General features: G+C 62.3%; 24 protein-coding genes. 10 read left to right on the top strand and 14 right to left on the bottom strand.

Annotated features, from left to right (window positions below):
• Window positions 1–21: 21 nt before the first annotated feature.
• Both HMPREF9696_RS16515 and HMPREF9696_RS16510 read right to left on the bottom strand, forming a co-directional pair.
• Window positions 22–849, bottom strand: coding sequence for an ABC transporter permease (locus HMPREF9696_RS16515; RefSeq protein ID WP_002714180.1), 828 nt, complete (start codon window positions 847–849; stop codon window positions 22–24).
• Window positions 846–1,631 (bottom strand): ABC transporter ATP-binding protein, encoded by a 786-nt coding sequence (locus HMPREF9696_RS16510; RefSeq protein ID WP_051053259.1) that lies wholly within the window; start codon window positions 1,629–1,631, stop codon window positions 846–848. The genes HMPREF9696_RS16515 and HMPREF9696_RS16510 overlap by 4 nt, the downstream gene beginning before the upstream one ends.
• Before the next feature lie 120 nt (window positions 1,632–1,751).
• On the opposite strand from HMPREF9696_RS16510, the gene HMPREF9696_RS16505 reads away from it, so the two are divergent.
• The 4 genes from HMPREF9696_RS16505 (at window position 1,752) to HMPREF9696_RS16490 (ending at window position 4,697) form a co-directional block, all read left to right on the top strand.
• Window positions 1,752–3,071, top strand: a complete 1,320-nt coding sequence (locus HMPREF9696_RS16505) for an ActS/PrrB/RegB family redox-sensitive histidine kinase (RefSeq protein WP_002714178.1) — start codon at window positions 1,752–1,754, stop codon at window positions 3,069–3,071.
• Between the two features lie 116 nt (window positions 3,072–3,187).
• Window positions 3,188–3,742: an ActR/PrrA/RegA family redox response regulator transcription factor gene (locus HMPREF9696_RS16500; RefSeq protein ID WP_002714177.1), complete on the top strand. Its 555-nt coding sequence runs from the start codon at window positions 3,188–3,190 to the stop codon at window positions 3,740–3,742.
• Window positions 3,743–3,834: 92 nt separating this feature from the next.
• Window positions 3,835–4,056 carry a hypothetical protein gene (locus tag HMPREF9696_RS16495; RefSeq protein ID WP_174309456.1) on the top strand — a complete coding sequence of 74 codons (222 nt, stop codon included), beginning with the start codon at window positions 3,835–3,837 and terminating at the stop codon, window positions 4,054–4,056.
• A gap of 29 nt (window positions 4,057–4,085) precedes the next feature.
• Window positions 4,086–4,697 (top strand): biliverdin-producing heme oxygenase, encoded by a 612-nt coding sequence (locus HMPREF9696_RS16490; RefSeq protein WP_002714175.1) that lies wholly within the window; start codon window positions 4,086–4,088, stop codon window positions 4,695–4,697.
• Here HMPREF9696_RS16490 and HMPREF9696_RS16485 read toward each other — a convergent pair.
• The gene (locus HMPREF9696_RS16485) at window positions 4,676–5,167 is read right to left on the bottom strand and encodes an MmcB family DNA repair protein (protein ID WP_040301541.1); all 492 of its coding nucleotides are present in this window, start codon (window positions 5,165–5,167) and stop codon (window positions 4,676–4,678) included. The two genes, HMPREF9696_RS16490 and HMPREF9696_RS16485, sit on opposite strands and share 22 nt — an antisense overlap.
• A gap of 158 nt (window positions 5,168–5,325) precedes the next feature.
• Between HMPREF9696_RS16485 and HMPREF9696_RS16480 the strand changes: the two genes are divergently transcribed.
• The 3 genes from HMPREF9696_RS16480 (at window position 5,326) to HMPREF9696_RS16470 (ending at window position 9,950) form a co-directional block, all read left to right on the top strand.
• The gene (locus tag HMPREF9696_RS16480; protein WP_002714173.1) at window positions 5,326–6,468 is read left to right on the top strand and encodes a vWA domain-containing protein; all 1,143 of its coding nucleotides are present in this window, start codon (window positions 5,326–5,328) and stop codon (window positions 6,466–6,468) included.
• A 310-nt stretch (window positions 6,469–6,778) separates the two neighbouring features.
• The gene (locus HMPREF9696_RS16475; RefSeq protein ID WP_002714172.1) at window positions 6,779–9,205 is read left to right on the top strand and encodes an EAL domain-containing protein; all 2,427 of its coding nucleotides are present in this window, start codon (window positions 6,779–6,781) and stop codon (window positions 9,203–9,205) included.
• Window positions 9,206–9,278: 73 nt separating this feature from the next.
• Window positions 9,279–9,950 (top strand): MBL fold metallo-hydrolase, encoded by a 672-nt coding sequence (locus HMPREF9696_RS16470; RefSeq protein WP_002714171.1) that lies wholly within the window; start codon window positions 9,279–9,281, stop codon window positions 9,948–9,950.
• On the opposite strand, the gene HMPREF9696_RS16465 is transcribed toward HMPREF9696_RS16470, so the two are convergent.
• The 7 genes from HMPREF9696_RS16465 to HMPREF9696_RS16435 all read right to left on the bottom strand — a co-directional run bounded on the left by HMPREF9696_RS16465 (window position 9,947) and on the right by HMPREF9696_RS16435 (window position 14,512).
• Window positions 9,947–10,330, bottom strand: coding sequence for a nitrile hydratase accessory protein (locus HMPREF9696_RS16465; RefSeq protein ID WP_002714170.1), 384 nt, complete (start codon window positions 10,328–10,330; stop codon window positions 9,947–9,949). The two genes, HMPREF9696_RS16470 and HMPREF9696_RS16465, sit on opposite strands and share 4 nt — an antisense overlap.
• Window positions 10,327–10,989, bottom strand: coding sequence for a nitrile hydratase subunit beta (gene nthB, locus HMPREF9696_RS16460; protein ID WP_002714169.1), 663 nt, complete (start codon window positions 10,987–10,989; stop codon window positions 10,327–10,329). The genes HMPREF9696_RS16465 and nthB overlap by 4 nt, the downstream gene beginning before the upstream one ends.
• Complete coding sequence (gene nthA, locus HMPREF9696_RS16455; protein ID WP_002714168.1) at window positions 10,986–11,663, bottom strand: nitrile hydratase subunit alpha; 678 nt, start codon at window positions 11,661–11,663, stop codon at window positions 10,986–10,988. The genes nthB and nthA overlap by 4 nt, the downstream gene beginning before the upstream one ends.
• A gap of 66 nt (window positions 11,664–11,729) precedes the next feature.
• The gene (locus tag HMPREF9696_RS16450) at window positions 11,730–11,996 is read right to left on the bottom strand and encodes a pentapeptide repeat-containing protein (RefSeq protein ID WP_002714167.1); all 267 of its coding nucleotides are present in this window, start codon (window positions 11,994–11,996) and stop codon (window positions 11,730–11,732) included.
• 23 nt (window positions 11,997–12,019) lie between these two features.
• Window positions 12,020–12,841, bottom strand: a complete 822-nt coding sequence (locus HMPREF9696_RS16445; RefSeq protein ID WP_040301538.1) for a hypothetical protein — start codon at window positions 12,839–12,841, stop codon at window positions 12,020–12,022.
• A gap of 52 nt (window positions 12,842–12,893) precedes the next feature.
• The gene (locus HMPREF9696_RS16440) at window positions 12,894–14,069 is read right to left on the bottom strand and encodes a DUF3095 domain-containing protein (protein ID WP_002714165.1); all 1,176 of its coding nucleotides are present in this window, start codon (window positions 14,067–14,069) and stop codon (window positions 12,894–12,896) included.
• Between the two features lie 161 nt (window positions 14,070–14,230).
• Window positions 14,231–14,512: a DUF3551 domain-containing protein gene (locus HMPREF9696_RS16435; RefSeq protein ID WP_002714164.1), complete on the bottom strand. Its 282-nt coding sequence runs from the start codon at window positions 14,510–14,512 to the stop codon at window positions 14,231–14,233.
• Between the two features lie 138 nt (window positions 14,513–14,650).
• Here HMPREF9696_RS16435 and HMPREF9696_RS16430 point away from each other — a divergent pair, with 138 nt between their 5' ends.
• Window positions 14,651–15,055, top strand: a complete 405-nt coding sequence (locus HMPREF9696_RS16430; protein WP_002714163.1) for a YccF domain-containing protein — start codon at window positions 14,651–14,653, stop codon at window positions 15,053–15,055.
• A 55-nt stretch (window positions 15,056–15,110) separates the two neighbouring features.
• Entirely contained in the window at window positions 15,111–16,013 is a 903-nt protein-coding gene (locus HMPREF9696_RS16425) for a CHAD domain-containing protein (protein WP_002714162.1), read from the top strand.
• A 69-nt stretch (window positions 16,014–16,082) separates the two neighbouring features.
• Here HMPREF9696_RS16425 and HMPREF9696_RS16420 read toward each other — a convergent pair whose 3' ends face one another.
• Window positions 16,083–17,969 (bottom strand): TRAP transporter permease, encoded by a 1,887-nt coding sequence (locus HMPREF9696_RS16420; RefSeq protein WP_002714161.1) that lies wholly within the window; start codon window positions 17,967–17,969, stop codon window positions 16,083–16,085.
• Between the two features lie 73 nt (window positions 17,970–18,042).
• Complete coding sequence (locus tag HMPREF9696_RS16415) at window positions 18,043–18,990, bottom strand: TAXI family TRAP transporter solute-binding subunit (RefSeq protein WP_002714160.1); 948 nt, start codon at window positions 18,988–18,990, stop codon at window positions 18,043–18,045.
• Between the two features lie 287 nt (window positions 18,991–19,277).
• Between HMPREF9696_RS16415 and HMPREF9696_RS16410 the strand changes: the two genes are divergently transcribed.
• Window positions 19,278–20,660, top strand: a complete 1,383-nt coding sequence (locus HMPREF9696_RS16410) for a cytochrome P450 (RefSeq protein ID WP_002714159.1) — start codon at window positions 19,278–19,280, stop codon at window positions 20,658–20,660.
• Between the two features lie 15 nt (window positions 20,661–20,675).
• Here the strand turns inward: HMPREF9696_RS16410 and HMPREF9696_RS16405 are convergent, their stop codons facing one another.
• Together HMPREF9696_RS16405 and HMPREF9696_RS16400 are read right to left on the bottom strand one after the other, a co-directional pair.
• Window positions 20,676–21,290, bottom strand: coding sequence for a YeeE/YedE thiosulfate transporter family protein (locus HMPREF9696_RS16405; RefSeq protein WP_002714158.1), 615 nt, complete (start codon window positions 21,288–21,290; stop codon window positions 20,676–20,678).
• Window positions 21,291–21,305: 15 nt separating this feature from the next.
• Entirely contained in the window at window positions 21,306–21,824 is a 519-nt protein-coding gene (locus tag HMPREF9696_RS16400) for a YeeE/YedE thiosulfate transporter family protein (RefSeq protein ID WP_002714157.1), read from the bottom strand.
• Between the last annotated feature and the right edge of the window lie 113 nt (window positions 21,825–21,937).

Raw genomic sequence — 21,937 nt, 5'->3', positions numbered from 1 at the left:
GGGCATCCCCGGTTTTCTGGACTATTCGCCGCTTTGGACCAGCGATCCGTGCTTTCGGGCGCTTTTCAACAGCAGCAAAAATGCAACAGTCGATGCGATAAACAGAACCGCATTGATCGCCAGCGCCTCGAGCATCAGGTCGGTACGGAACACCTTGTCGATCAGCAGGGCCCGCATGCCCTCAAAAACGTAAGTTGGCGGCAGCATCCACGCCACCACCTGAAGCCACTCGGGCAGCACCGAGACCGGATAGTAGACACAGGTCAGCGGCAACAGCGCGAACATCAGCGTCCAGGCCAGCCCTTCCGCGCCCATGCCATTGCGCAGCACGAGGCCTGACGAGATCAGCCCGAACGACCAGCTCGTGAAGATGAGATTGCAGAAGAACGCCACCAGCGCGAGGCCGAAGCCGAACAGGTTGAAGCCGAAGAAGGCGATGGCGAGCACCGCCATCGGAATGACACCCACCGCCAGCCGCACCACGCTCATCACCATCAGCGAGATCAGATACTCGCTGACCTTGAGCGGGCTCATCAGCAGGTTGCCGAGATTCTTCGACCACATCTCTTCCAGAAACGACATCGAGAAACCGAGCTGGCCGCGGAACAGGATGTCCCACAGGATCACCGCGCCGATGAAGGTGCCGCCGGCCTTGGCGAAGAAGCCGGCGTTCTGCGAGATGTAGGCCTGCGAGAATCCCCATGTGATCAGTTGCAGCACCGGCCAGTAGATCAATTCAAGCAGCCGCGGCCACGATGATGTGAGCAGATACCAATGCCGCAGGATCATCGCGCCGATGCGATGCGGAGCAATCCCCTGCGCGCCGCGATGGAGCTGGATGTCGGTCATGAGGCCACCTGCTGCACGCGGCCGCGCGCGACATCGAGAAACACATCTTCCAGCGTGGTGCGATTGTAGCGGGCGAGAATTCCGGCAGGACTGTCGTCGTCCTCGATACGCCCGCGCTTCATGATGATGACGCGGTCGCAGAGCCGCTCGACCTCCAGCATGTTGTGCGAGGCCAAAAGGATCGTCGCGCCGCGTTCCTTGCGGTAGGTTTCGAGATGGCTGCGAATCCAGTCGGCGGTGTCCGGATCGAGCGAGGCGGTCGGCTCGTCCAGCAGCAGCAGTTCCGGCTCGTTGATCAGCGCCTTCGCGAGAGCGACGCGCGTTTTCTGACCTGCGGAGAGCTTGCCGCTGGGGCGGTCGAGAAACTCATTCAGATCGAGATCGGACGCGAGCGAAGCGATCCGGTCCTTTAGGTTTGCAACGCCATAGAGACGGCCGAACACGTTCAGGTTCTGCCGCACGGTGAGCCGTCCCGGCATGTCCACATAAGGACTCTCGAAATTCATCCGGCCCAGCACCTGCGCGCTCTCGTCCGGCATCGGATGGCCAAGCACGTTGACGCGGCCGGAGGTCGGAAGCACCAGTCCCATGATCATGGAAATGGTGGTGGTCTTGCCCGCGCCGTTGCCGCCCAGCAATCCCGTGACCGAACCGCGCTGGATGGCGAACGAGATGCCGTCCACGGCGCGCGTGGTCTTGTAGACCTTCACCAGCCGGTCGAGCTCAATCGCGGCGATCGAGCCGGCCTGCGGCATATCGTGGACTTGCAGCGGAGCGGTCATGACCGGTTCATTGGGCCAACCGTGCCCGCTTCGCAAGCGCTGTCTCCGCAAGGCTCGAATGTGCAAGGCTGTGATATGACCACGTTTGTGATCGGCGTGGCCGGACGTTAAGAAGGATGCATGACCGAGCTCGCGCCCGATTTCCGCCATCCGCGCCGCTATGTGCGCCTCGACACCATCCTGCGCCTGCGCTGGCTGGCCGTGCTCGGACAACTGGCGACGATCTTCATCGTGTCCGAAGGGCTCGATTTCGAGGTCCCGATCATCCCTTGCGTGGTCATCATCGGCCTGTCGTCGCTGCTAAATCTGGTGCTGCAGATCAGGTTCAATCCGGTCCATCGGCTGGCGCCGCGCTATGCGGCGGCGCTTTTGACCCTGAACATCACCGAACTTGCCGCCCTGCTGTTTTTGACCGGCGGTTTGCAGAATCCGTTTTCATTTCTTTTCCTGGCGCCGGTCCTGATCTCCGCCACGGCGTTGCCGACACGGATCACCCTGGCGCTCGGCATCTTCGCCGCCGGATGCGCCTCCCTGCTCGGCTTCTATCATCTGCCGCTGCCATGGAATGGCGACGAGCCTCTGGTCCTGCCGGCAACCTACATGATCGCGGTCTGGCTCTCGATCGTTCTGGCGATCGGCGTGACCAGCCTTTATGCGTTTCAGGTCACCGAGGAAGCCCGCAAGCTGGCGGATGCGCTGGCGGCAACCGAGCTTGTGCTGACTCGCGAACAGCATCTGACGCAGATCGACGGCCTTGCTGCAGCCGCGGCGCATGAACTTGGAACACCACTATCCACCATCTTTCTGATTTCGCGCGAACTTGAACAGGCGATCGAGGCCAAGGGCCTCGACGAGCATGCCCGCGCCGATCTGCGCACCTTGCGCGAACAGGCGCAGCGCTGCCGCGAAATTCTCGCCAAGATCACGCAACTGTCGTCGCAGGGCGCGCCGTTCGACCAGATGCCGCTCTCGACACTGATCGAGGAGACCGTCGCGCCGCACCGCGATTTCGGCATCGCCATCAAGGTGCGCATCGCGCTGTCACAGGAGGCCGAGCCGGTCGGGATGCGCAATCCGGCGATCCTGTACGGGGTCGGCAACATTCTGGAAAATGCCGTCGATTTCGCGCGCGAGCGCGTCGAGGTCAATGCGTGGTGGAATGCAAGCACTGTCGAGATCGTCATCTCTGACGATGGGCCGGGGATCGCACCGGACATCCTCAAACGGATCGGCGAACCTTATCTGACGCGCCGCCGTTCGGGGGACAGCGGGGGCGGCCTCGGCCTTGGCGTTTTCATCGCCCGCACCCTGCTGGAGCGGACCGGAGCACGGGTGTCGTTCACCAACCGCACCTTCCCGGACCACGGCGCCGTCGTGACCATCGTCTGGCCGAGGAGCAGCTTTGAAAGCTCTGAAATTCCGTCAGCAGTGCTGCCTTAAGTCGCAGCAGCCCAAACGCCGAAACAGGATGATTGAGAACCCGCCAAGACCTCCGGCCTTGGCTTTGCCCGAATAACACGCCATATCTGTGGCAGCACATCAGGAGGTGAAAAACCGTGACCGCAACTGCCGAATTGACCGAGATTGCCGACCGTTCTCTGCTGATTGTCGAGGACGACAAGGCTTTTCTCGACCGACTGGCGCGCGCCATGGAAACCCGCGGCTTTGCCGTGAGCACCTGCGACAATGTGTCCGACGGGCTGCAGCATATCAATCAGACGCCGCCGGCTTTCGCGGTGGTCGACCTGCGGCTCGGCGACGGCAACGGTCTGGATGTTGTCTCGGCGCTGAAGCGTCAGCGGCCGGATGCCCGTGCCATCGTGCTGACGGGCTACGGCAACATCGCCACTGCCGTGACCGCGGTGAAGATGGGCGCAGTCGATTATCTCTCGAAGCCGGCCGATGCCGATGATGTGGTCGCGGCCCTGCTTGCGAGCGGCAATGACAAGTCGCAGCTTCCGCAGAATCCGATGTCCGCGGACCGGGTGCGCTGGGAACACATCCAGCGCATCTATGAAATGTGCAACCGCAACGTCTCGGAGACGGCGCGCCGCCTGAATATGCATCGCCGGACGCTGCAGCGGATTCTGGCCAAGCGCGCGCCCCGCTAACCGGCGGGGACATCGGCGGAACCTTTTTGAGTGGGCCTGCGTTGACCGCGCAGGACCATCAGAAAGGGAGCGGCACCTGCCGCAATCAGCCGATGCGAAAAGCGCGACATCTCGAAATCTCGTCCCGTCTCGAAGTCACCAAGCAATTCGGTCTGGTCGAGGACTACCGCATCGACTGGCCGCAAGGCACGAGCCTGCGCGCGCCGCGCGTTACTGTCCGCCGCCGGGAGGCGTATCCCGTTCAGGTGACCCGCAACTATGTCACCACCCTGCTTGAGCCGTTCGTTCCCTCGCGCGAAATCGTGGTGATGTAGGATCGCGCAGCATCAAAGGCGAAACCGTCATGGCCGTCGCCATCCAGGACATTATCCGCGAAGCGACATGCAGTTCGCACCGCCGGCTCGATGCCGCGCTGGCAAATCTCGATCTCACCTTTCCCGTCTACTATGCAGGTTTTCTGCGCAGCCAGGCGGAAGCGTTGTTTCCGCTTGAAGCTGCACTGGAAACAGGCGGCATCGAAACCATCCTGTCGGATTGGCCTCAGCGTATCCGCACGCCTGCCCTTCAAAACGATCTCGACGCGCTGAACATCGCCTGCGATCCGCAAGCTGTGCCCTCATTTGAATCGGCGGCAGAGATGCTGGGCGCGGTCTATGTGCTCGAAGCCTCGCGCATGAGTTCGCGGGTGATGCTGGCGCGGCTTGCGGAAAATCCCGATTCAGACGCGATGAATGCGACGGCCTATCTGCGCCATGGATTCGGAAAACGATTCTGGCCGAGTTTCCTGAATGTGCTGGAAGCGCACCCATCCGCACAGACCGACATCGCAGGCGTGGTGTGCGGCGCAAATATCGCGTTCGCCATGTTTGAAAGCGCGCTGATGCCGATGGACAGCCTGGTGGTGAACGTTCCGCGACCGGGCCGGAACGGCGATCACTCGCCAATGCCGGGATAGCCCTGCGGGTCGGCAAGGCGGCCGATGCGCTGTGCCGCCAGCAATCCAAAACCGATGATCATTGATTTGCGTGTCGCCGCGGGCAGCCGATGCTCCGGCGCCTCGCAATGCAGGTACGCGCCATAAGCGTCGGCCACGATCAGTCCGGTGTCCGGCGGAAACAGCTCGCACGGCATGTCCTGTGTGAAAGCGAAGAACAACCGATCGCAGTGCATCCGGTAATCCTGCCATTTTTGATCGGCGCGCAGGTCCTCCACCGATGATTTGATTTCCACGATCCAGATCTCGCCGCGCGCGTTCATCGCCACCAGATCGGCGCGGCGGCCAGACGGCAGCGTCAGTTCGCTGACACAGGAAAAATCCAGCGATCTCAGGAATCTCGTCGTGCCGCGGGCAATTGCAAGCGCAGTGTCGGACTGCCGGCGATCCGGTCGCAAAGCAAGTTCGGGTGGGCGGACTGGTGAATGCATGATTCCGCGCACCGTAGCAAAAAAGCAAAAGCCTCTCAGCCCCCAAAAGCGTACACGCCCGGACACAATTCGGACCCCGAGGCGCCGCGAGGCGCGGGAACCATGGGTTCCGCTGGGAGCAACAACAATTGCCATAACGCTTACCCTTGGAGGGGGACATGCCATCACGCATCACCGGCCGATTTACATCCGGCGGCCGCGCGCTCGCGCTCGCCATTCTCGCATTGCCCGTCACCGCGGCGCTTTCGCAGGCCGTGGCCAAGCCGACCGTCGAGGTCGCCTTTGTGCTCGACACCACCGGCTCGATGGGCGGACTGCTCGAAGGCGCCAAGCGGAAGATCTGGTCCATTGCAACCAGCGTGGTGGATACCAATCCTGACGCGGACATTCGCATCGGCCTCGTCGCCTATCGCGATATCGGGGACGAATACGTCACCAGGACGTTCGATCTCACCACCGACATTCAGGACATCTACGCCAACCTGCTCGACCTGAAGGCGCGGGGCGGGGGCGACTGGCCGGAAAGCGTCAACGAAGCGCTGGATATTGCGGTCAACAAGCTGCAGTGGAGCAAGGGCGGCGATGTCCGCCGCATCGTGTTTCTGGTCGGCGACGCACCGCCGCACATGGATTACGCGCAGGACAACAAATATCCGAAAACACTTGCGGTTGCGAAGCAACGCGACATCGTGGTCAATGCCGTACTCGCCGGCAGCGCGCGCGACACCGCGCGCGTCTGGCAGGACATCGCGCAGCTCGGTGACGGCCGCTTTATTCCGATTCCGCAGGACGGCGGCGAGCTTGTGGTGATCGAGACACCTTACGATGACGACATCATCATCCTGCAGAAGGACATCAACGGCACGGTCATTCCCTACGGGCCGCGGACACAGCAAAAGCGTGTCGAGGAAAAGACCCGGCAACTGTCGCAGGTCGCGGCGGCCGCTCCGGCCTCCGCATCCGATATGGCGAGCTATCTCAACAAACGCGCGAAAGTGTCATCGGAAGCGGTGACGGGCGACGGCGATCTGGTCAGCGCGGTCGCTTCGGGGCGCACCACTCTCGGCAGCGTCAAGGACGAGGAACTGCCGGATGACTTGCGCAAGCTCACGCCCGAACAGCGCAAGGCCGAACTCGACCGGCAGACGCAAACCCGCAAGACCCTGAACGAGAAACTCGCCGTCCTGGTGCAGAAACGCGATGCGTTCGTCGCGGACAAGCGGCGCGCCGCCGCGCCCGCCAGGACGTCATCGTTCGACCGCGCCGTTGAGGAAACCCTGAAAGCACAGCTCAAGCGCTAGGACGCGGCCTGCCGTGGACACAGCGTTCATTGGCCAAGACGCTGATATTTCTATCGAATAGCTGGAATCGAACGCCCTGCCCGGCATCGCCGGCGGGGCGGCTTTCTCTAAAGCATCCCGAAATATTTACCCGCGATTCACGCAAACTTCCGGTTGTGCAACCGCAAGGCGCGCTATTCGCCGCTCCTTAATCAGATGCCGTCAGTGTGGAACCTGCGCATCAAGGTGGCCCAGAACCATCGGTTGCGACTGGTAATGGAAACGCAACAGGGAATTCACGTCGAGCAGGCCGGGGGGCGTATAGCGTCCGATGAAGTTCAATTTTCTCTCTGCCAGAATGCGCCTGCTGCGGCTGGTCTCGCCGTTCGTCGCCATTGTCCTGCTGCAAGCCTTCCTCGCCGGCCTCAGCCTCAGTGTCCTGTCCTCGGTTCGCGCCTATGTCGGCGGCGAAAGCCTGTGGTCGAAAGGCCAGAAGGACGCCATTCACTATCTTACGCTCTACGGCGAAACCGGCGACGACCGGTATTTCGAGCAGTATGAGAAATCCATCGCCGCTCCGCTCGGCGACCGCGCCGCGCGCGTCGCGCTCGACAAAAAGCCCGTGGATATCAAAGCCGCCCGCGCAGGCTTCCTGCAAGGCGGCAACCATCCCGAGGATATTGACGGCCTGATCTGGCTGTACCGCTATTTCCGTCAACTGCCGCCGTTCAAGACGGCGATCAGGCACTGGATGAATACCGATCCGATGCTTGACGACCTCATGGACCTGGCAAAACAGATCCAGCTTGAGCAGAACGGGACCATCGCTTCGCAACAGGAACTGAGCTCGTTGCGCGAGCGGATTGATGGCTTCAACGCCCGCTTCGCACCGGAGGCGATGAGCTTTGCCAAAAGCCTCGGCAACGGCTCGCGGCAGGTGAAACTTGCACTGACCATCGTCAACCTGTTCACAGCCGGTCTGCTGGTTGCCTTGCTGCTCGTGGTGACCCGCCGCTTCCTGGCGCAGCGGCGCCGGTTCGTGCATGCTCTTCGCAGTGAAAAGGAACGCGCCCAGATTACCCTGGCCGCGATCGGCGATGCCGTCATCAGCACCGATGCGGAAGGCCGTGTGGACTACATGAACCCGGCGGCCGAGCGGCTGGTGGCCAGCCGCGCTCTCTCGGCCAGGGGACTGCCGATCGACTCGCTGTTCCGGATTCTCGATGAAGAAACCGGCCAGCAGCGCGAGAACCAATTCCGGCAGATCCTGCAGGGCAGCAACCTTCCGCCCACGACACGGCCGCAACTGTTGCAACGGCCGGATTCCACATCTGTCGCCATCTCCATGACCGGCACCCCACTCTACAAGGACGGCACGGTGGCCGGCGCAGTGCTTGTCCTGCACGACATGACAAGCGAGAAGAAGTTCATCGCACGCCTGTCGTGGCAAGCCTCGCACGACAGCCTGACCAAGCTCGCCAATCGCCGCGAGTTTGAACACCGCCTTGAAAAGGCACTGCAGGCCCAGGATCACGGCGACACCAGCCCGCGCGCGCTGATGTTCCTCGACCTCGACCAGTTCAAGATCATCAACGACACCTGCGGTCATGCCGCTGGCGACAAGCTGCTGTGCGAGGTCGCCGAGGTGCTCCAGTTGCATTTGCGCGTCGACGATTTGCTGGCCCGCCTCGGCGGCGACGAATTCGCCATCCTGCTGGAAAACGGCGACCTGGAACGCGCGGCCATTGTCGCCGAAAAGCTCCGGCAAGCTGTGCAAGACCTGAACTTCATCTGGAATGGACGCTCGTTCACGGTCACGGCCAGCATCGGCCTTGTGCAGATTCACGGCCGCGCCACCAAGGACGAGACCCTGCGCACCGCCGACCTCGCCTGCTATCTCGCCAAGGAAAAGGGCCGCAACCGGATTCAGATCCACAATCCGAGCGACACCGAATTGCTGCATCGCTTCGGCGAAATGGCGTGGGTCCAGCGCATTCATGACGCGCTCGAAGAACAGCGTTTCTGCCTCTATGCGCAGAACATCGCGGCCCTGCATGAGACCTCATGCGAAGGCACGCATATCGAACTGTTGCTGCGCCTGCGCGACAAGGACGGCAACCTCGTGCCTCCGGGGGATTTCATTCCTGCCGCGGAGCGTTACGGGCTGATGCCGCTGATCGACCGCTGGGTGGTGAAGCACGCTTTCGAGACCATCGCCAGCCGGATCCGTCATGGCGCCCCGTCCATCGCAACCTGCGCCATCAATCTGTCAGGCGCGACCTTCAGCGACGAGGGATTTGTCGACTACGTCCGCGAGCAGCTCACGCGATACGGCATTCCGCCGTCGATGATCTGTTTCGAGATCACCGAGACCAGCGCCATCGCCAACCTCGACAACGCCAACCGATTCATCGGCGTGCTGCAGCAACTGGGATGCCGTTTCTCGCTGGACGACTTCGGCAGCGGCATGTCGTCGTTTGGCTATCTGAAGCACTTGCCGGTGAACTACCTCAAGATCGACGGCAGCTTCGTCAAGGACATGCTGGACGATCCGATCGACCGCGCCATGGTCGAGATGATCTGCCGCATCGGCAAGGTCATGGGCAAGCAGACCGTCGCTGAATTCGTGGAGAACGACGCCACCATCGCGGCGTTGCGCGAGATCGGGGTCGATTACGCGCAAGGCTACGGCATCGGCCGGCCGGAACCGTTTGAAAAGATGGGGCCCAAGACGCTGCGCAGCCTGCGCGTGGCCTGATCCAATCAGCGTACCTGCCTGTCCGACGGCGAAATCCACTTGGCGCGGCGCGAAAAATCAGCATTGTGGCCGCATGACAGACAACTCACAGCAAGCTCCCAAGGCTGGCGCCCTGATCGTGCCGGTTTCCCCGTTTCAGCAGAACTGCACCCTGCTATGGAACGCCGCCACCATGCACGGGGTCGTGATTGATCCCGGCGGAGATGTTCCGGATATCCTGGCCGCGATCAAGCAGGCCGGCATCACGGTCGACGAAATCTGGATCACCCACGGCCATATCGACCATGTCGGCGGCGCGGCGGAACTGCGCGACGAACTGAAGGTGCCGATTGTCGGCCCGCATGCAGCCGACAAGTATCTGCTCGACAATGTGGTCGCGAGCGGCGCCAATTTCGGCATGACCGGTGTGCGCAATTTCGCGCCGGACCGCTGGCTCAACGAAGGCGATCAGCTCAGGATCGGCGACCTCGTGTTCGACGTCTATCATACGCCGGGCCACTCCCCGGGCAGCGTGACGTTTTTTAACAAGGACATGCGCTTTGCCGTTGTCGGCGACGTGCTGTTCAACGGCTCGGTGGGACGCACCGATCTGCCCGGCGGCGATCACGCCACGCTGATCCGCTCGATCAACGAGAAGCTGCTTCCGCTTGGCGACGATGTCGGCTTCATCTGCGGCCACGGGCCCGGCTCGAACTTCGGCCATGAGCGGGCCACCAATCCGTTTCTCAACGGCGGACTCGGCTAGCCGAAATCCTCAGGGGCGAGCTCGATCGGCTGGCCGTGCGGCGTGCGGTCGGCGGCGCGATCCCATGCATCGCGGTAGCGATGAAGCTCGCCTTCGGGCGCGACTTTCTTTGCCGCCACCAGATGCTCGAGCGCCGCGAGCCAGTGCCGGTAATAGGTCTCGCCGGTATCGGCATCGCCCGCAGCCTGCGCACGCTTGATCTCGTTTGCCAGCGCGTCCGCCCATTCCGGCCAGGTGAACAGGCCGCGCGCATGGAGCGCCAGCGCCATGGCGAAAGCACGCGCTTCCCATGGCTCACGGAACACCGGCCCTTCACCGTCACGCGGAATCCCTGGAATGCTGGCTGTCGCCTGCAAGGCAGCCTGCCGGTCGATGGTCATTCAGCGCGCTCCAGATAGGATTCCCAGGCATCCACCGAAACTGAACTCGTCGGATCGGCGCGGTCACCCCACAACTCGCGCGCACTGAACCGCACCGTGTAAAGCTGCTGCGGATTCTCGCCCTCGCCGCGCGCGTTGCTGTCGGCGAAGACATGCGCGCCATGCAGCAGCTCAACGACGCCGACACGGCCGCGCACATAACGCGGCAGGCGGATATGACCTTGCGGGTTCAGATTCCTGGCGCGCACGCGCTCGCCAATGGCGAACAATGGTCTCGATGCCGCCGCACGTTCGGTCGGCGCGCCCCGGCGCAACATCGCCTCGACATCGCCGGATGCCAGAACCGGCAGGCCCGCTTTCGGCGGATGCAACATATGCCCTGCCTCGATTTCATCGGGCATCACCAGACCGCGCTCCTGCATCAGCCGCTCAAGGCCCGCAAGCCAGATCTGGTAGTAGCTCTTGCTGAGATAATCGGCGGCCGAACGGTCTTCGCGCGCGAAGCGCGACATGTCGATATTCCAGCCGCCGGGCCGCGCCATCGCCAGCGTGACCGCCAGCACGCGCCGCTCCCATTCGCCATGAAATACTGGCTCGTTCGGCTCCGGGATCACCGGGCCGAAGCCATCGACGCCGCCCATGTCGTGCGCGCCGTTCATGCGTCCTTGCCTTCCGGTGATTTTGGAAAGCCCGTGCCGATCATGCTGTCGCGTGTCACGAGATCGGCGAGTTGTTCCTCGCTCCAGCCCTCGGTGCCGGCGGGCCGCTGCGGCACCACGAGATAGCGGATTTCGGCGGTGGAATCCCACACCCGAATTTCGGTCTCGGCCGGAAGCTCGAAACCGAAATCGCGCAGCACGCTGCGCGGGTCGATCACCGCGCGCGACCGGTACGGCGCCGCCTTGTACCAGACCGGCGGCAACCCGAGCACCGACCACGGATAGCAGGAGCACAGGGTGCAGACGACCATGTTGTGCCGCTGCGCGGTGTTCTCGACCGCGACGATATGCTCGCCCTGCCGTCCGGCATAGCCGAGTTCGGCGATGGCGGGCGTGGCATCTTTCAGCAGACGTGCACGGTAGGCCGGGTCGGACCACGCCTTTGCGATCACCCGCGCGCCGTTGCGCGGGCCGACCTTGGTCTCATAGGTCTCGATCAGAACATCGAGCGCGGCGGGATCGACATAGCCCTTTTCGGTCAGCACGGATTCCAGCGCGCGAACCCGCAGCTCGGTTTCCGACAGGTCGGAATGGTCGTGATCGTGGTGATGATCATGACCATGAGAATGGCCGCCATGGTCGTGATGATGGTCGTCGTGATTGTGTCCGCTCATTGAGCAAGAATACGCCCGGCGGCGACCGCATGTCGAGAGCGGGACAGGTCACCGCAACCTGCCGCATCAGGCCTGCTTGTTGTAGGCTGCCAGCATATCCTCCACCTTGATGCCGTTGATGGTCATGCCTTCGATGCGGCAGTCCGTCAGGGAGGCTCCCGCCATATTCGCGTTGTTGACGTGCAGACCGGCCAGATTGGCATAGTCGATCCGCAACCCGCTGAGATTGATGTTGTGCATCGTGCAGCCCGACATGTTGACATCATCGAAGACCGAACCCGAAACGTCCGAATTCTTGACGTCGAGGCGCTGCTTTGTTGCGTGAATATCCATGTTTCTTCCTCCACAGCCCTCGATTAGTTCCGTACCGCATAGAGCGGCGTGCGTAACGTAAACTGCACCAGCGGCTGCGGCGTCCAGCCGACCTCGAGCGACGCGCCGAACAGCCGGTTGTCGTTGTCGTCCATGCGGTCGAGATCGAGCCTGATGGTTGGCTGGGTGAAGGCCTTGGCCCTGATAAGACCGCCGGCAATCTCGGCGCCGCCAAAGGTCTGGACACCGAAACGGCCCGACAGTTTCCAGTTATTGTCCCATTGATAGTAACCGCCGAGATAGGCGACGAAGACCGGCTCGACTTTCGCAAGCGCCGAATCCACCCACACCGCGGTCAGCCGCGTTCCCGCGAGCAGGCCTCGTGTCTGGTCCTCGTTGAGCCCGTAATCCAGTTCGACAACGGTCTGGTTCGAGGTGGACGCCAGTCCCGGCGCGCTGTTGACCGAGCGTGTCAGGGTCGAGATCACTGTAACCGTGGTGCTGTTCTGCTGGATCACATCGGCATTGAAGCCGACATTCCAGCTATCGACCGCGAGAGACGACCAGGGCGACAGTTCGGTGCGCGTGGTGCTGGCGCTGATGCCGCCGTAGATCGAAAGCCGCTCGGTGACGTCCACCGTCAGCGGCGCATTCAAAAGAATGCTCTGCGCCGCGACCGGAACCGGCGAAACAAAGCTCCTGACTCCGATCGCGAGCGTGTTCGGCGGCACGGACAGATAGGCCGTGGAATAATCGAGATAGATATTCGGCTGCTTCGGCTTGGCCGGCTCATCATCATCGTCGTCGCTGGCGCTTGCGGAATCAAGGCATACCAATGCCGCGAGCATGCCAACAGCAAGCGGCATGGCATACCGCAACCGCCCGCCCCTGGCCCTCATCCGCCGCATCGCGATCTGCTCAGTTCAATGTGGCTTTCAACGCCGTGGCGGCGGAAGCATAGCCGCCCCGCGCGCCATCGACAAAATGGAAATGATCCGGCCGCGACGCCGAGAGGGTAAAGCATGTCATCATCGCTGCGTCCTGCCGGTGCAGCCCGTAACGCGCGATGCCCGCGCCAGCCGCGACCGCCAGACGGACTTCCAGCACATCGGCGAGTTCCGGACTGCAGTCGAGCACCATGCGCAGGCCGTCGTCGTATTTCCGGAAATCCGAATTCTCCACCACCTGCTGCATGTAGGCCTGAGGCACGAAGCCGCCTGCGGAAATGTTGAGACGGAACAGCAGATACGCAAACAGCGTGAAGGCATGTACTCTGAGACGGCGGACGAACAGCGGTTTGCCGCGCTGCGCCAGCGCCTCGAAATCCGCGCCCGGCGTGGGCCAGCGCATGCGCGGGCCGGATGACGGCACCGGCCGTCCCGCACCTGGACTTCGCTCGACCAGCGCAAGGATCTCCTCGATCAGGCGGCGAAAGCCTGCGTTGTCTGCCGACGCACCCGGCACGATCAGCAGCGACAGGATCAACCCGCGCTCCGCCGGCATTTCGGAAAAGCGGCACGACAGGCCGCTCAGATCGGGATGCGCGCCCGGCGCGGCCATCGGCACGGTGAACTCGCCGCGCTTCATCGCAGCCTCCGCCCAGGCCAGCCCGCCGCCGGAAAACATCGCGTAAGACACATGCGGCGAGGCCGCATAGCGCGCCACCTTGACATCGAGGCCCTGCGCGCGGATCGCCTCGATCGGCACCAGCGCGACACGCAGCGACAGATCGAGATCTTCCTTCACCCATGTCGCGGTCGCCGCCAGCGCGTCACGGGCAAGCTCTGCGTCCTGCGGCGACACGGCAAAACTTGCGCCGTCGCCGCCGAAGGCGAACGGAAAATCGCGATTCTCCAGCGCATTGGTGACCGACGCGATCACCGCCGCGCCCGCCATGTTCACCGCCTTGTAGCGGTTGTTGGCGATCGCTTCGGTGGACTTGACGATATCGGCGACACCGATCAGCCAGCCCTGGGGCACCGGCCGGTACAACAACGGGTCCATCAGATTGGCGAAGCCACGAAACACCGGCATGGCGCTATAGAACGCCCCGCGCTCCCGCTCCGCTGTGACCTGATGTCCCGAAGAGTCCATGACCAGTGCTCCGGCGCCCTCCAATGGAAGCGCGCGATCCGTCCAGCGTTCCAAAAATACGGGCCGTCAGCAAGACAGGTTCAACGCCGCCACAAACAAATCGGCGCGGAGAGCCCCCGCGCCGATCATACACACCCGTCAGCCGTCCGCCCGACCCCGTCTCAGCGATGATGCCGGTGCCTGCGATGACGGCGCGGTGCGGGGTCATAATACTCGCGAGGCTGATACCAGGCATTCGCGCTGCACGAGCCGCCGACCCCGCTGGTGGCGATCCGGCACTGTTCATAGGTGTAAAAGGCGCAGACCCGTCCCAGACCCGTGCGGCTGTAATTTTCCGAGCAGAACGGCGCGTCCGCCCGGGCGGGGGTCGCGGAGCCGAGGGTAACCGCCAGCGCGGCGATGGCGGCTGCGGCGAGGCCGGCCGCGAAATCCAGTTTCAGCATGTCGAATCTCCTTGATGCCTCTCTATATGGGCACCGTCATCCGATTGGCTATTGTAAATATAGCGCAAGGCGTTTTCACCGCTGTGTCGCCGCAAAGGTGCTATACTTTCAAAAGCTGGTTTCGTCACAGGAGTTCTGATGTCTCCCGTCTCCTTCATGCTCAATGTTCTGTGGGTGGTGCTTGGCGGTTTCTGGATGGCGCTGGGCTGGGCGGTCGCCGCCGTCATTATGGCGATCACCATCATCGGCATTCCATGGGCGCGCGGCGCCTGGAACATCGCCGTCTACACCCTGTTTCCGTTCGGCCAGAAAGCCGTCTCTCGCGAAATCTATATCGGGAAGGGTGATTTCGGCACCGGCATTTTCGGATTCCTTGGCAATGTGATCTGGCTGATCCTTGCCGGATGGTGGCTGGCGATCGGCCATCTGATCACGGCGTTCCTGCTCGCCATTACAATTATCGGCATTCCGTTCGCATGGGCCCACCTGAAACTCGGAGCCATCGCGCTGTGGCCGATCGGCAAGACCATCGTTCCCGCGTAGGGAAGTGCAGCGGAGAAGACCCGAACGTGGGCGTATACGTTGCGGACAGACGCCGATGATGCATGGCCCGCAACCGCCGCCGGCGGTCCACCCGCTGCGCCAGATCGCGGATGACACCCTGGCCATGGCCCGCGCGGCGCAGGACAAGCTGACGGGCGAGAATCCGAGCACGGCCATCCACGAATTGCGCGTCGCGCTCAAGCGCTGGCGCGCGCTGCTGCGGCTGCTGGAGGATTCGATTGGCGACGAGACCGTGACTTTGCGCCACGAAGCGCGCCTTCTCGCGCGCGAGTTCGGCCACAGCCGCGACGCGCAGACCGCTCTCGATGCCCTGGCTGATATCGCAAAGCCGGGACAGGCCGAGATGCCGCCGCTGTCGAACCGCACCAGGGCCACCCTCACGCAGCGGCTTGAGAACGCGCGCAGGGCAGCGGAGGCCGAGCGGCTGCATGCGCAGGCTCTTCAACATCTGCGCGAGGGCCTCGACCGGGCGTCCGCTTGCGCGATGACCTGGCGGCTCGAGCAGATTCCGTTTGACGAGGTCGTTGGCGCATTGGCGCGGTCATATCGCCGCGCCCGCCGCCGTCTCCCGCGCGACTGGAACGGCGCCGATCCGGAAGACATTCATGACTTCCGCAAAGCCGTGGTCGCCTTCCGTTATCAACTGGACCTGATCGCGCCACTGTGGCCGAAGGTGTGGAATAGCTTCATCGGTGAAGTGCAGAAACTTCGCACCCAGCTTGGCAGGAGCAACGATCTCGTCGCTTTCAGCCTGCTGATACAGCCGAACCAGCCGCTGGCCCGCTGGCGCTCACGCCTGACACCGCATATCGAGACCCGGCAGCAGTTTCATCGCGGCCGCGCGCAAGCGCTCGCCGCACGGGTATTTGCGGAAACACCGCGATCGTTCCGTAACCGTGTCAGGGCTATGGCGAAAGCCGCGGCGAATTCCGAGTGATGGCGCAAGCGAAGCCTGCGGCCGATCGGCAAGACCATCGGCCTTGCCTGAGCGGCCGCGCGCGATAGTTCAGTCCGACACCTTGCTGGCCGACAGTTCAGGCGCGGGAGCCAGCGCATTGCGGCGGGAATAGTGCTGAGTTGCAGCCACCGCCAAGGCGATGGTTGCGCCGATGACGTCGGTGACAAGGCCCGGCTCGATCAGCAGGAGACCTCCCACCGCCAGCGCCGCGCTTTGCCAGTACTTTGAATGTGTCAGGAAATAGCCATGCAGTCCGGCCGCGAACAGCAGGACGCCGACGCCCGCGGTGATGCTGCTCCAGATGATCGTCGGCCAGTCGCCGATCATCAGCAGCGCGGGCTCATAGACGAACATGAACGGCACGATGAAGCTGGTGGCCGCGATGCGCACCGCCGCGAGACCGGTCTTCCAGAGATCGGATCGCGCGATCCCGGCGGCAGCGAATACGGCCAGCGCCACCGGCGGAGTGATCGCCGACAGCACTGCGAAATAGAACGCGAACATATGCGCGGCGGGGACCGGAATGCCGAACTTGACGATGGCCGGCACCAGCAGCGCGGTCATGATGATGTAGGCCGGCGTGGTGGGCATGCCCATGCCCAGCACAATGCCTGCAATCATGGTGAAGACCAGCGCGAGCAGCAGATAGTTCTGCGACAAATGCACGACAAACTGGGTGAACACGATTCCCAGACCCGACAGCGTCACCACCGCAATCACAACACCGGCCGCGGCGCAGGCCAGCGCCACCGGCAAAGCGTTGCGTGCGCCATCGACACATGCGCCGATCAGGTTCTCGAACGTCACATAATGGCGGGTCGATTTGCGCAATGCTGCGACCGGGAAGCAGGCCAAGGTACCGGCCAGCGCAGCGAGCGGCGAACTGAAGCCGGAATACATAACGACGAGAATAGCCAGAACCGGCAGGAACAGATGCCCGCGCTCACGCATCACATCGCCAAGCTTTGGCAATTCGCTGCGTGGCACGCCAACGAGGCCGCGCCGCTTGGCCTCGAAATGCACGGCCGAGAAGCACGCGACATAATAAAGCACGGCCGGGATGATCGCCCAGAGCACCACCTGTCCATAGGAAACGCCGAGAAACTCCGCCATCACGAACGCGGCGGCGCCCATGATCGGCGGCATGATCTGTCCGCCGGTTGAGGCAACGGCCTCGACACCCGCCGCGAAATGCGGCGGGAAGCCCGAACGCTTCATCAGGGGAATGGTGATCGGTCCATCGACCATGACATTGGCGACCGCGCTGCCGGAGATCGTGCCGAACAGCGCCGAACTGACACAGGACACCTTACCCGGGCCGCCCGCCGTGTGGCCGGTGAGGCTCATGGCAAAATCCATGAATAGCTGTCCGGTGCCGGTGCGCTCCATAAAACTGCCGAACAGCACGAAGATCAGCACGTAGGACGCCGAGACCGAGAGCGGAATGCCAAAGATGCCTTCAGTCGTCATGTAAAGCTGGTCGAGCAGCCGCATCGGATCGAGCTTGGCGACGAACAGCCCATAGACGATGAACACCACGGCCGTGATCGGCAGCGCCAGCCCGATCACGCGGCGCGCCGCCTCCAGCACCATCACCGTCATGATCGTCCCCATCACCATGTCGGCGGTGGTCAGATCGTCGACATAGAAGATGCGGTTAATGACGTAGTCGTAATTGGCGAACAGATAGATGATCGGCGCAATCGCAAGCGCAAGCAGGAGCAGATCGAGCACGCTCGGCGTCCCGTTGGCATTTCCTGAACTGCGGTAAATCAGAAACAGCAGCGTCAACGCGAACAGCAGATGCGTGCCGCGGAAGACGATCGCCTCCGGCGCGCCGTTGACGATCGCCCAGACGTGGAAGATCACCATGGCAACGGAGATGAGAGTCGTGGCCATGCGCACGACGCCGCCGTAACTGAAATCCAGTTTCATGTCCTGTCCGCCCTGTCCGGAAATGCCTTGCCGCGAACCGCCGGCAGCGTTCACGCCGCCGGCGGCAGTCCGGTCAGTTCGTCTTCACGGTGATGCCGGCTTCCTTGTAGAACTTGGCTGCACCGGGATGGAACGGGATGCCGATGTCGACCGCCATTCCGGCTGGCGTCAGCGTGGCCATGTCTTTCGCTACGGTCGCCATGGTCTTGGTGTTGGCAGCAAGCGTCTTGACCATGGTGTAGACTTCGTCCGCCGGAAGCTTGCAAGACACTACCAGATGCGTCGCATAGCCGATCACTTTCACGTCGGCATCCTGCTTCGGATAGGTCGCCTTTGGAATCGTCATCAGGGTGTAGCCCGGATTGAGCTTCTTCATTTTCTCGTAGCTGTCGGACTGATCGACCATCTTGATGTCGCGCGCGGCAGCAAGATCCATGATGGAGCCAGCCGGAATTTGGGTACCGAGGCCGAACGCCGTGGCGTTGCCGTCCTTCATCTGGTTCACTGAATCGGTGTAGCCGACGAACGACACTTTCACATCGTTGTAGGTGATGCCGTTGACCTCGAGCAGTTGCCGGGTGATCAACTCGCCGGTGTTGCCGCGCTGCTGGGTGGTGACCGCCTTGCCCTTGAGGTCGGCGATCTTGGAGACGCCGGCGTCGGCATTCACCACGAGCTGATAGTATTGCGGATAAAGCGTCGCGAGGTTGCAGACATTGGTGGTGGCCTTCGGGAACGGAGCCCGGCCCGCGAGGCCATCGACCGTCGATATCGAATTGCCAAAGCCGACATCGGCCTTGCCTTCATCGACACCGCGAACATTGGCGATACCCGCACCCGGCAACGCCTGGACATTCAGGCCGGGAATGGCCTTCTCCCACATGTCCTTGAGCTGGCCGCCGAGCGGAATCCACGAGCCGCCTTGCGGACCGGTCATCATTTTCATGTCGGCCGCGGATGCGGCGCCTGCGACCGCGCACAGCCCAACCGCAAATCCAAGCAGCGTTGCCTTGGTGTTCATCGTCACTCTCCCTGGTGGATGCCGTTTGCCGGCTTCTTGGTGGCGACAGTAAAACTTTGAAATCACGCGAACGCTAGCGTTTTCAAACACGACATACAGGATTGGCGGGTCCAAACCGGACAAACTCGCCTGGCCGCACTGCACAATCGGCGCGGGGCGAGACAAGAGGTATTCAAGGGTTGTCGGCCTTCGCCATCTCGACGATAATTCTTAAAACAGCGGTTCATCCGACCATTGATGATGCCGCAGGTTCGTCCAAGTCCTCCGACAAATCCGGGGAGCACTTCATGTCACTTCAGAGCCTGACATCACCGGCCGCGGTCAAAGCGCCTCTCATGGTGGACCGCACAAAACTCGCACATATCCCCGGCGATGAGGGCTGGCCGGTGATCGGGCGCACGCTCAGCGTGCTTGCCGATCCGAAAGGCGAAGTGGATGCCATGGCCCGCAAATACGGGCTGATCTATCGCTCGCGGGTTCTCGGCGAAACCAGCGTCTCGTTGCTCGGCCCGGAAGCCAACGAGTTCATGCTGATGGACCAGACCAAGCTGTTCTCGTCGACCAACGGCTGGGAAACGATTCTTGGACGGCTGTTTCCGCGCGGACTGATGCTGCTCGATTTCGATGAACATCGCCTGCATCGGCGCGCCATGTCGGTGGCGTTCAAGGCCGGCCCGATGAAAAACTATCTTGCGCAGCTCGACACCGGCATCGCCGCGCGTGTGGACCAGTGGCGCGAAAATCCGGGCCCGATGCTGTTCTATCCGGCGATGAAGCAACTGACGCTCGATCTCGCCGCGACATCGTTTCTCGGCACCGGAATCGGCCCAGAGGTCGACGAGGTCACGCGCTCCTTTGTCGACATGATCGCGGCCTCGGTCGCCGTGATCCGGCAGCCCTGGCCCGGGACGCAGATGGCGCGCGGCGTCAAGGGACGCCAGCGCATTGTCGCTTATTTCTCACAGCAGATTCCGCTCCGCCGCGAGAACAGCGGAGACGATCTGTTCTCCCAACTGTGCCACGCCACCCATGAAGACGGCGCCCTGCTCTCGACGCAGGATATTGTCGATCACATGAGCTTCCTAATCATGGCCGCGCACGATACGCTGACGTCATCGCTGACGTCGTTCGTGTCGATGCTCGCGGCGCATCCGGAATGGCAGACACGGCTGCGCGATGAAGTAATTTCACTCGGGATCGCGCCCGGCGCGCCGCTGCCGTTTGAAAAGCTCGACGCCATGCCGCTCACCGAAATGGCCTTCAAGGAAGCGATGCGGATGAAGCCACCGGTGCCGTCGATCCCACGCCGGGCAACGCGCGACTTCACGTTCAAGGGCTATGATATTCCCGCGGGCACGATGGTCGGCATGAACCCGCTTTTCACGCACCATATGAGCGAGCATTGGCCCGATCCCGAGACATTCGATCCGCTGCGCTTCACCGACGAAGCCCAGCGCGCACGCCATCGCTTCGCATTCATTCCGTTCAGCGGCGGCGCGCATATGTGCATCGGACTGCACTTCGCCTACATGCAGGCCAAATGCTTCACATTCCATTTCCTGCAAAATCTCAAGGTCAGCCTCGCGCCGGGCTATGTGCCCTCATGGCAGATGTGGCCAATCCCCAAGCCGAAGGACGGCCTGCGCGTAGTACTATCAGCGGCGTCCTGAGCACTGCGGTGTTCCTTATTCAGCAGGCGCGAGACGTTTGCGTGGTGTCGCCAGGACGGGGAAATTACCGTCGACATCCTCGCCAAGATCGTTCCGCCACGATCGCGCTTTTTCCATGAGATAAAGCACCACCGCAATCATGGCAGCCAAGGCAACGGCGCCTTGCCAGTACGGAACGCCTACAAGGTCGGTAAAAATCAGCTTGGGGCCAGTCCCAATCAGAACCTTTGCCAGCCAGGGCTGTGCATAGGAAAACGCAATCGCGCCGAACAAACCTCCTGCCAACGTGAAGATCGCATCACGATAACCGGTGCCAATCTGGGCAAGGGCGGTTCCGGGGCATGCACCGGCCAACGCTATACCGGCGCCCAGAATCAGGCCTCCGACCACGTCAGCTGCATAGAGGGCGGCTTTCGGCTGCAGCTTAACAAGTCCGAATCCGTGCAAGGCTGCAAGAGCCACAGCGCCGGTGGCGACCGCCGTTAGAAACACCTTCAGCATGATGAAATTGCGCAACTGCATCTGTCCAACGATCATGCCTGGCTCGAACACGCGGGATTTCTCCAGTACGAAGCCAAAAGCGACGCCCATCAACACACCGGTGACAATTGCGAAAGTTACAGACGACATCTTGTGTCCTTTCGATCAAACGCGGCGAAGCAAAAGCAGGGCGGTGATAATCCCGCCCGCAAACATCGCGGCAACGGCAACGGTCGAGCCCACCGACAACTGCGCCATGCCCGACAGGCCGTGTCCGCTGGTGCAGCCATCGGCGATTCTCGCGCCGAAAAGCATCAGAAATCCGCCAACAAACGCGACGACATAGCGCGTCACCGGCGAACGCGATCCGAGAGCCCGGCGCCATACCGGCGAGATCGCGTGCCGCCGGGCACCCGACAATGTCATGGAGACCAGCGCGCCGATGGCAATTCCGACCACAAGAGCGACCTGCCAAACGTTCTTTGGCGTGAGCGCCACATGCCGGGCCACGTAGTCGATCTTCAGCAGGCCCGGATCCACAAGACCGGCCAATGCCCCGCCAACCGTGACATAGGATGACGACGCGCCCAAGGCGGTTTCGATCAACAGAAACGCTGGAATTTGTAACAGACCGATAATGACGCCCGCGACATAGGGGGACCAGGCTTTCTCAAACAGCGACATGATGCGAACCCTCCGTTCGCAAATCACACCCCTTACAGGCAGCGAACGCCTTGACTTGCGTCAACCGCGAGGCAAGGCCGCCGGCACCCGTCATCCGCACTCGACTTTCCCTT

Source organism: Afipia clevelandensis ATCC 49720 (assembly GCF_000336555.1).
Lineage (GTDB): Bacteria > Pseudomonadota > Alphaproteobacteria > Rhizobiales > Xanthobacteraceae > Afipia > Afipia clevelandensis.
Note: the sequence above shows the minus strand (reverse complement) of the source record. Positions and strands in the feature narration are given on the sequence as shown.

Coding starts and splice junctions, on each gene's coding strand:
- HMPREF9696_RS16515 (WP_002714180.1), bottom strand. CDS start 849: ATGACCGACATCCAGCTCCATCGCGGCGCGCAGGGGATTGCTCCGCAT.
- HMPREF9696_RS16510 (WP_051053259.1), bottom strand. CDS start 1,631: ATGACCGCTCCGCTGCAAGTCCACGATATGCCGCAGGCCGGCTCGATC.
- HMPREF9696_RS16505 (WP_002714178.1), top strand. CDS start 1,752: ATGACCGAGCTCGCGCCCGATTTCCGCCATCCGCGCCGCTATGTGCGC.
- HMPREF9696_RS16495 (WP_174309456.1), top strand. CDS start 3,835: ATGCGAAAAGCGCGACATCTCGAAATCTCGTCCCGTCTCGAAGTCACC.
- HMPREF9696_RS16490 (WP_002714175.1), top strand. CDS start 4,086: ATGGCCGTCGCCATCCAGGACATTATCCGCGAAGCGACATGCAGTTCG.
- HMPREF9696_RS16485 (WP_040301541.1), bottom strand. CDS start 5,167: ATGCATTCACCAGTCCGCCCACCCGAACTTGCTTTGCGACCGGATCGC.
- HMPREF9696_RS16480 (WP_002714173.1), top strand. CDS start 5,326: ATGCCATCACGCATCACCGGCCGATTTACATCCGGCGGCCGCGCGCTC.
- HMPREF9696_RS16475 (WP_002714172.1), top strand. CDS start 6,779: ATGAAGTTCAATTTTCTCTCTGCCAGAATGCGCCTGCTGCGGCTGGTC.
- HMPREF9696_RS16470 (WP_002714171.1), top strand. CDS start 9,279: ATGACAGACAACTCACAGCAAGCTCCCAAGGCTGGCGCCCTGATCGTG.
- HMPREF9696_RS16465 (WP_002714170.1), bottom strand. CDS start 10,330: ATGACCATCGACCGGCAGGCTGCCTTGCAGGCGACAGCCAGCATTCCA.
- nthB (WP_002714169.1), bottom strand. CDS start 10,989: ATGAACGGCGCGCACGACATGGGCGGCGTCGATGGCTTCGGCCCGGTG.
- nthA (WP_002714168.1), bottom strand. CDS start 11,663: ATGAGCGGACACAATCACGACGACCATCATCACGACCATGGCGGCCAT.
- HMPREF9696_RS16450 (WP_002714167.1), bottom strand. CDS start 11,996: ATGGATATTCACGCAACAAAGCAGCGCCTCGACGTCAAGAATTCGGAC.
- HMPREF9696_RS16445 (WP_040301538.1), bottom strand. CDS start 12,841: ATGCCGCTTGCTGTTGGCATGCTCGCGGCATTGGTATGCCTTGATTCC.
- HMPREF9696_RS16440 (WP_002714165.1), bottom strand. CDS start 14,069: ATGGACTCTTCGGGACATCAGGTCACAGCGGAGCGGGAGCGCGGGGCG.
- HMPREF9696_RS16435 (WP_002714164.1), bottom strand. CDS start 14,512: ATGCTGAAACTGGATTTCGCGGCCGGCCTCGCCGCAGCCGCCATCGCC.
- HMPREF9696_RS16430 (WP_002714163.1), top strand. CDS start 14,651: ATGTCTCCCGTCTCCTTCATGCTCAATGTTCTGTGGGTGGTGCTTGGC.
- HMPREF9696_RS16425 (WP_002714162.1), top strand. CDS start 15,111: ATGATGCATGGCCCGCAACCGCCGCCGGCGGTCCACCCGCTGCGCCAG.
- HMPREF9696_RS16420 (WP_002714161.1), bottom strand. CDS start 17,969: ATGAAACTGGATTTCAGTTACGGCGGCGTCGTGCGCATGGCCACGACT.
- HMPREF9696_RS16415 (WP_002714160.1), bottom strand. CDS start 18,990: ATGAACACCAAGGCAACGCTGCTTGGATTTGCGGTTGGGCTGTGCGCG.
- HMPREF9696_RS16410 (WP_002714159.1), top strand. CDS start 19,278: ATGTCACTTCAGAGCCTGACATCACCGGCCGCGGTCAAAGCGCCTCTC.
- HMPREF9696_RS16405 (WP_002714158.1), bottom strand. CDS start 21,290: ATGTCGTCTGTAACTTTCGCAATTGTCACCGGTGTGTTGATGGGCGTC.
- HMPREF9696_RS16400 (WP_002714157.1), bottom strand. CDS start 21,824: ATGTCGCTGTTTGAGAAAGCCTGGTCCCCCTATGTCGCGGGCGTCATT.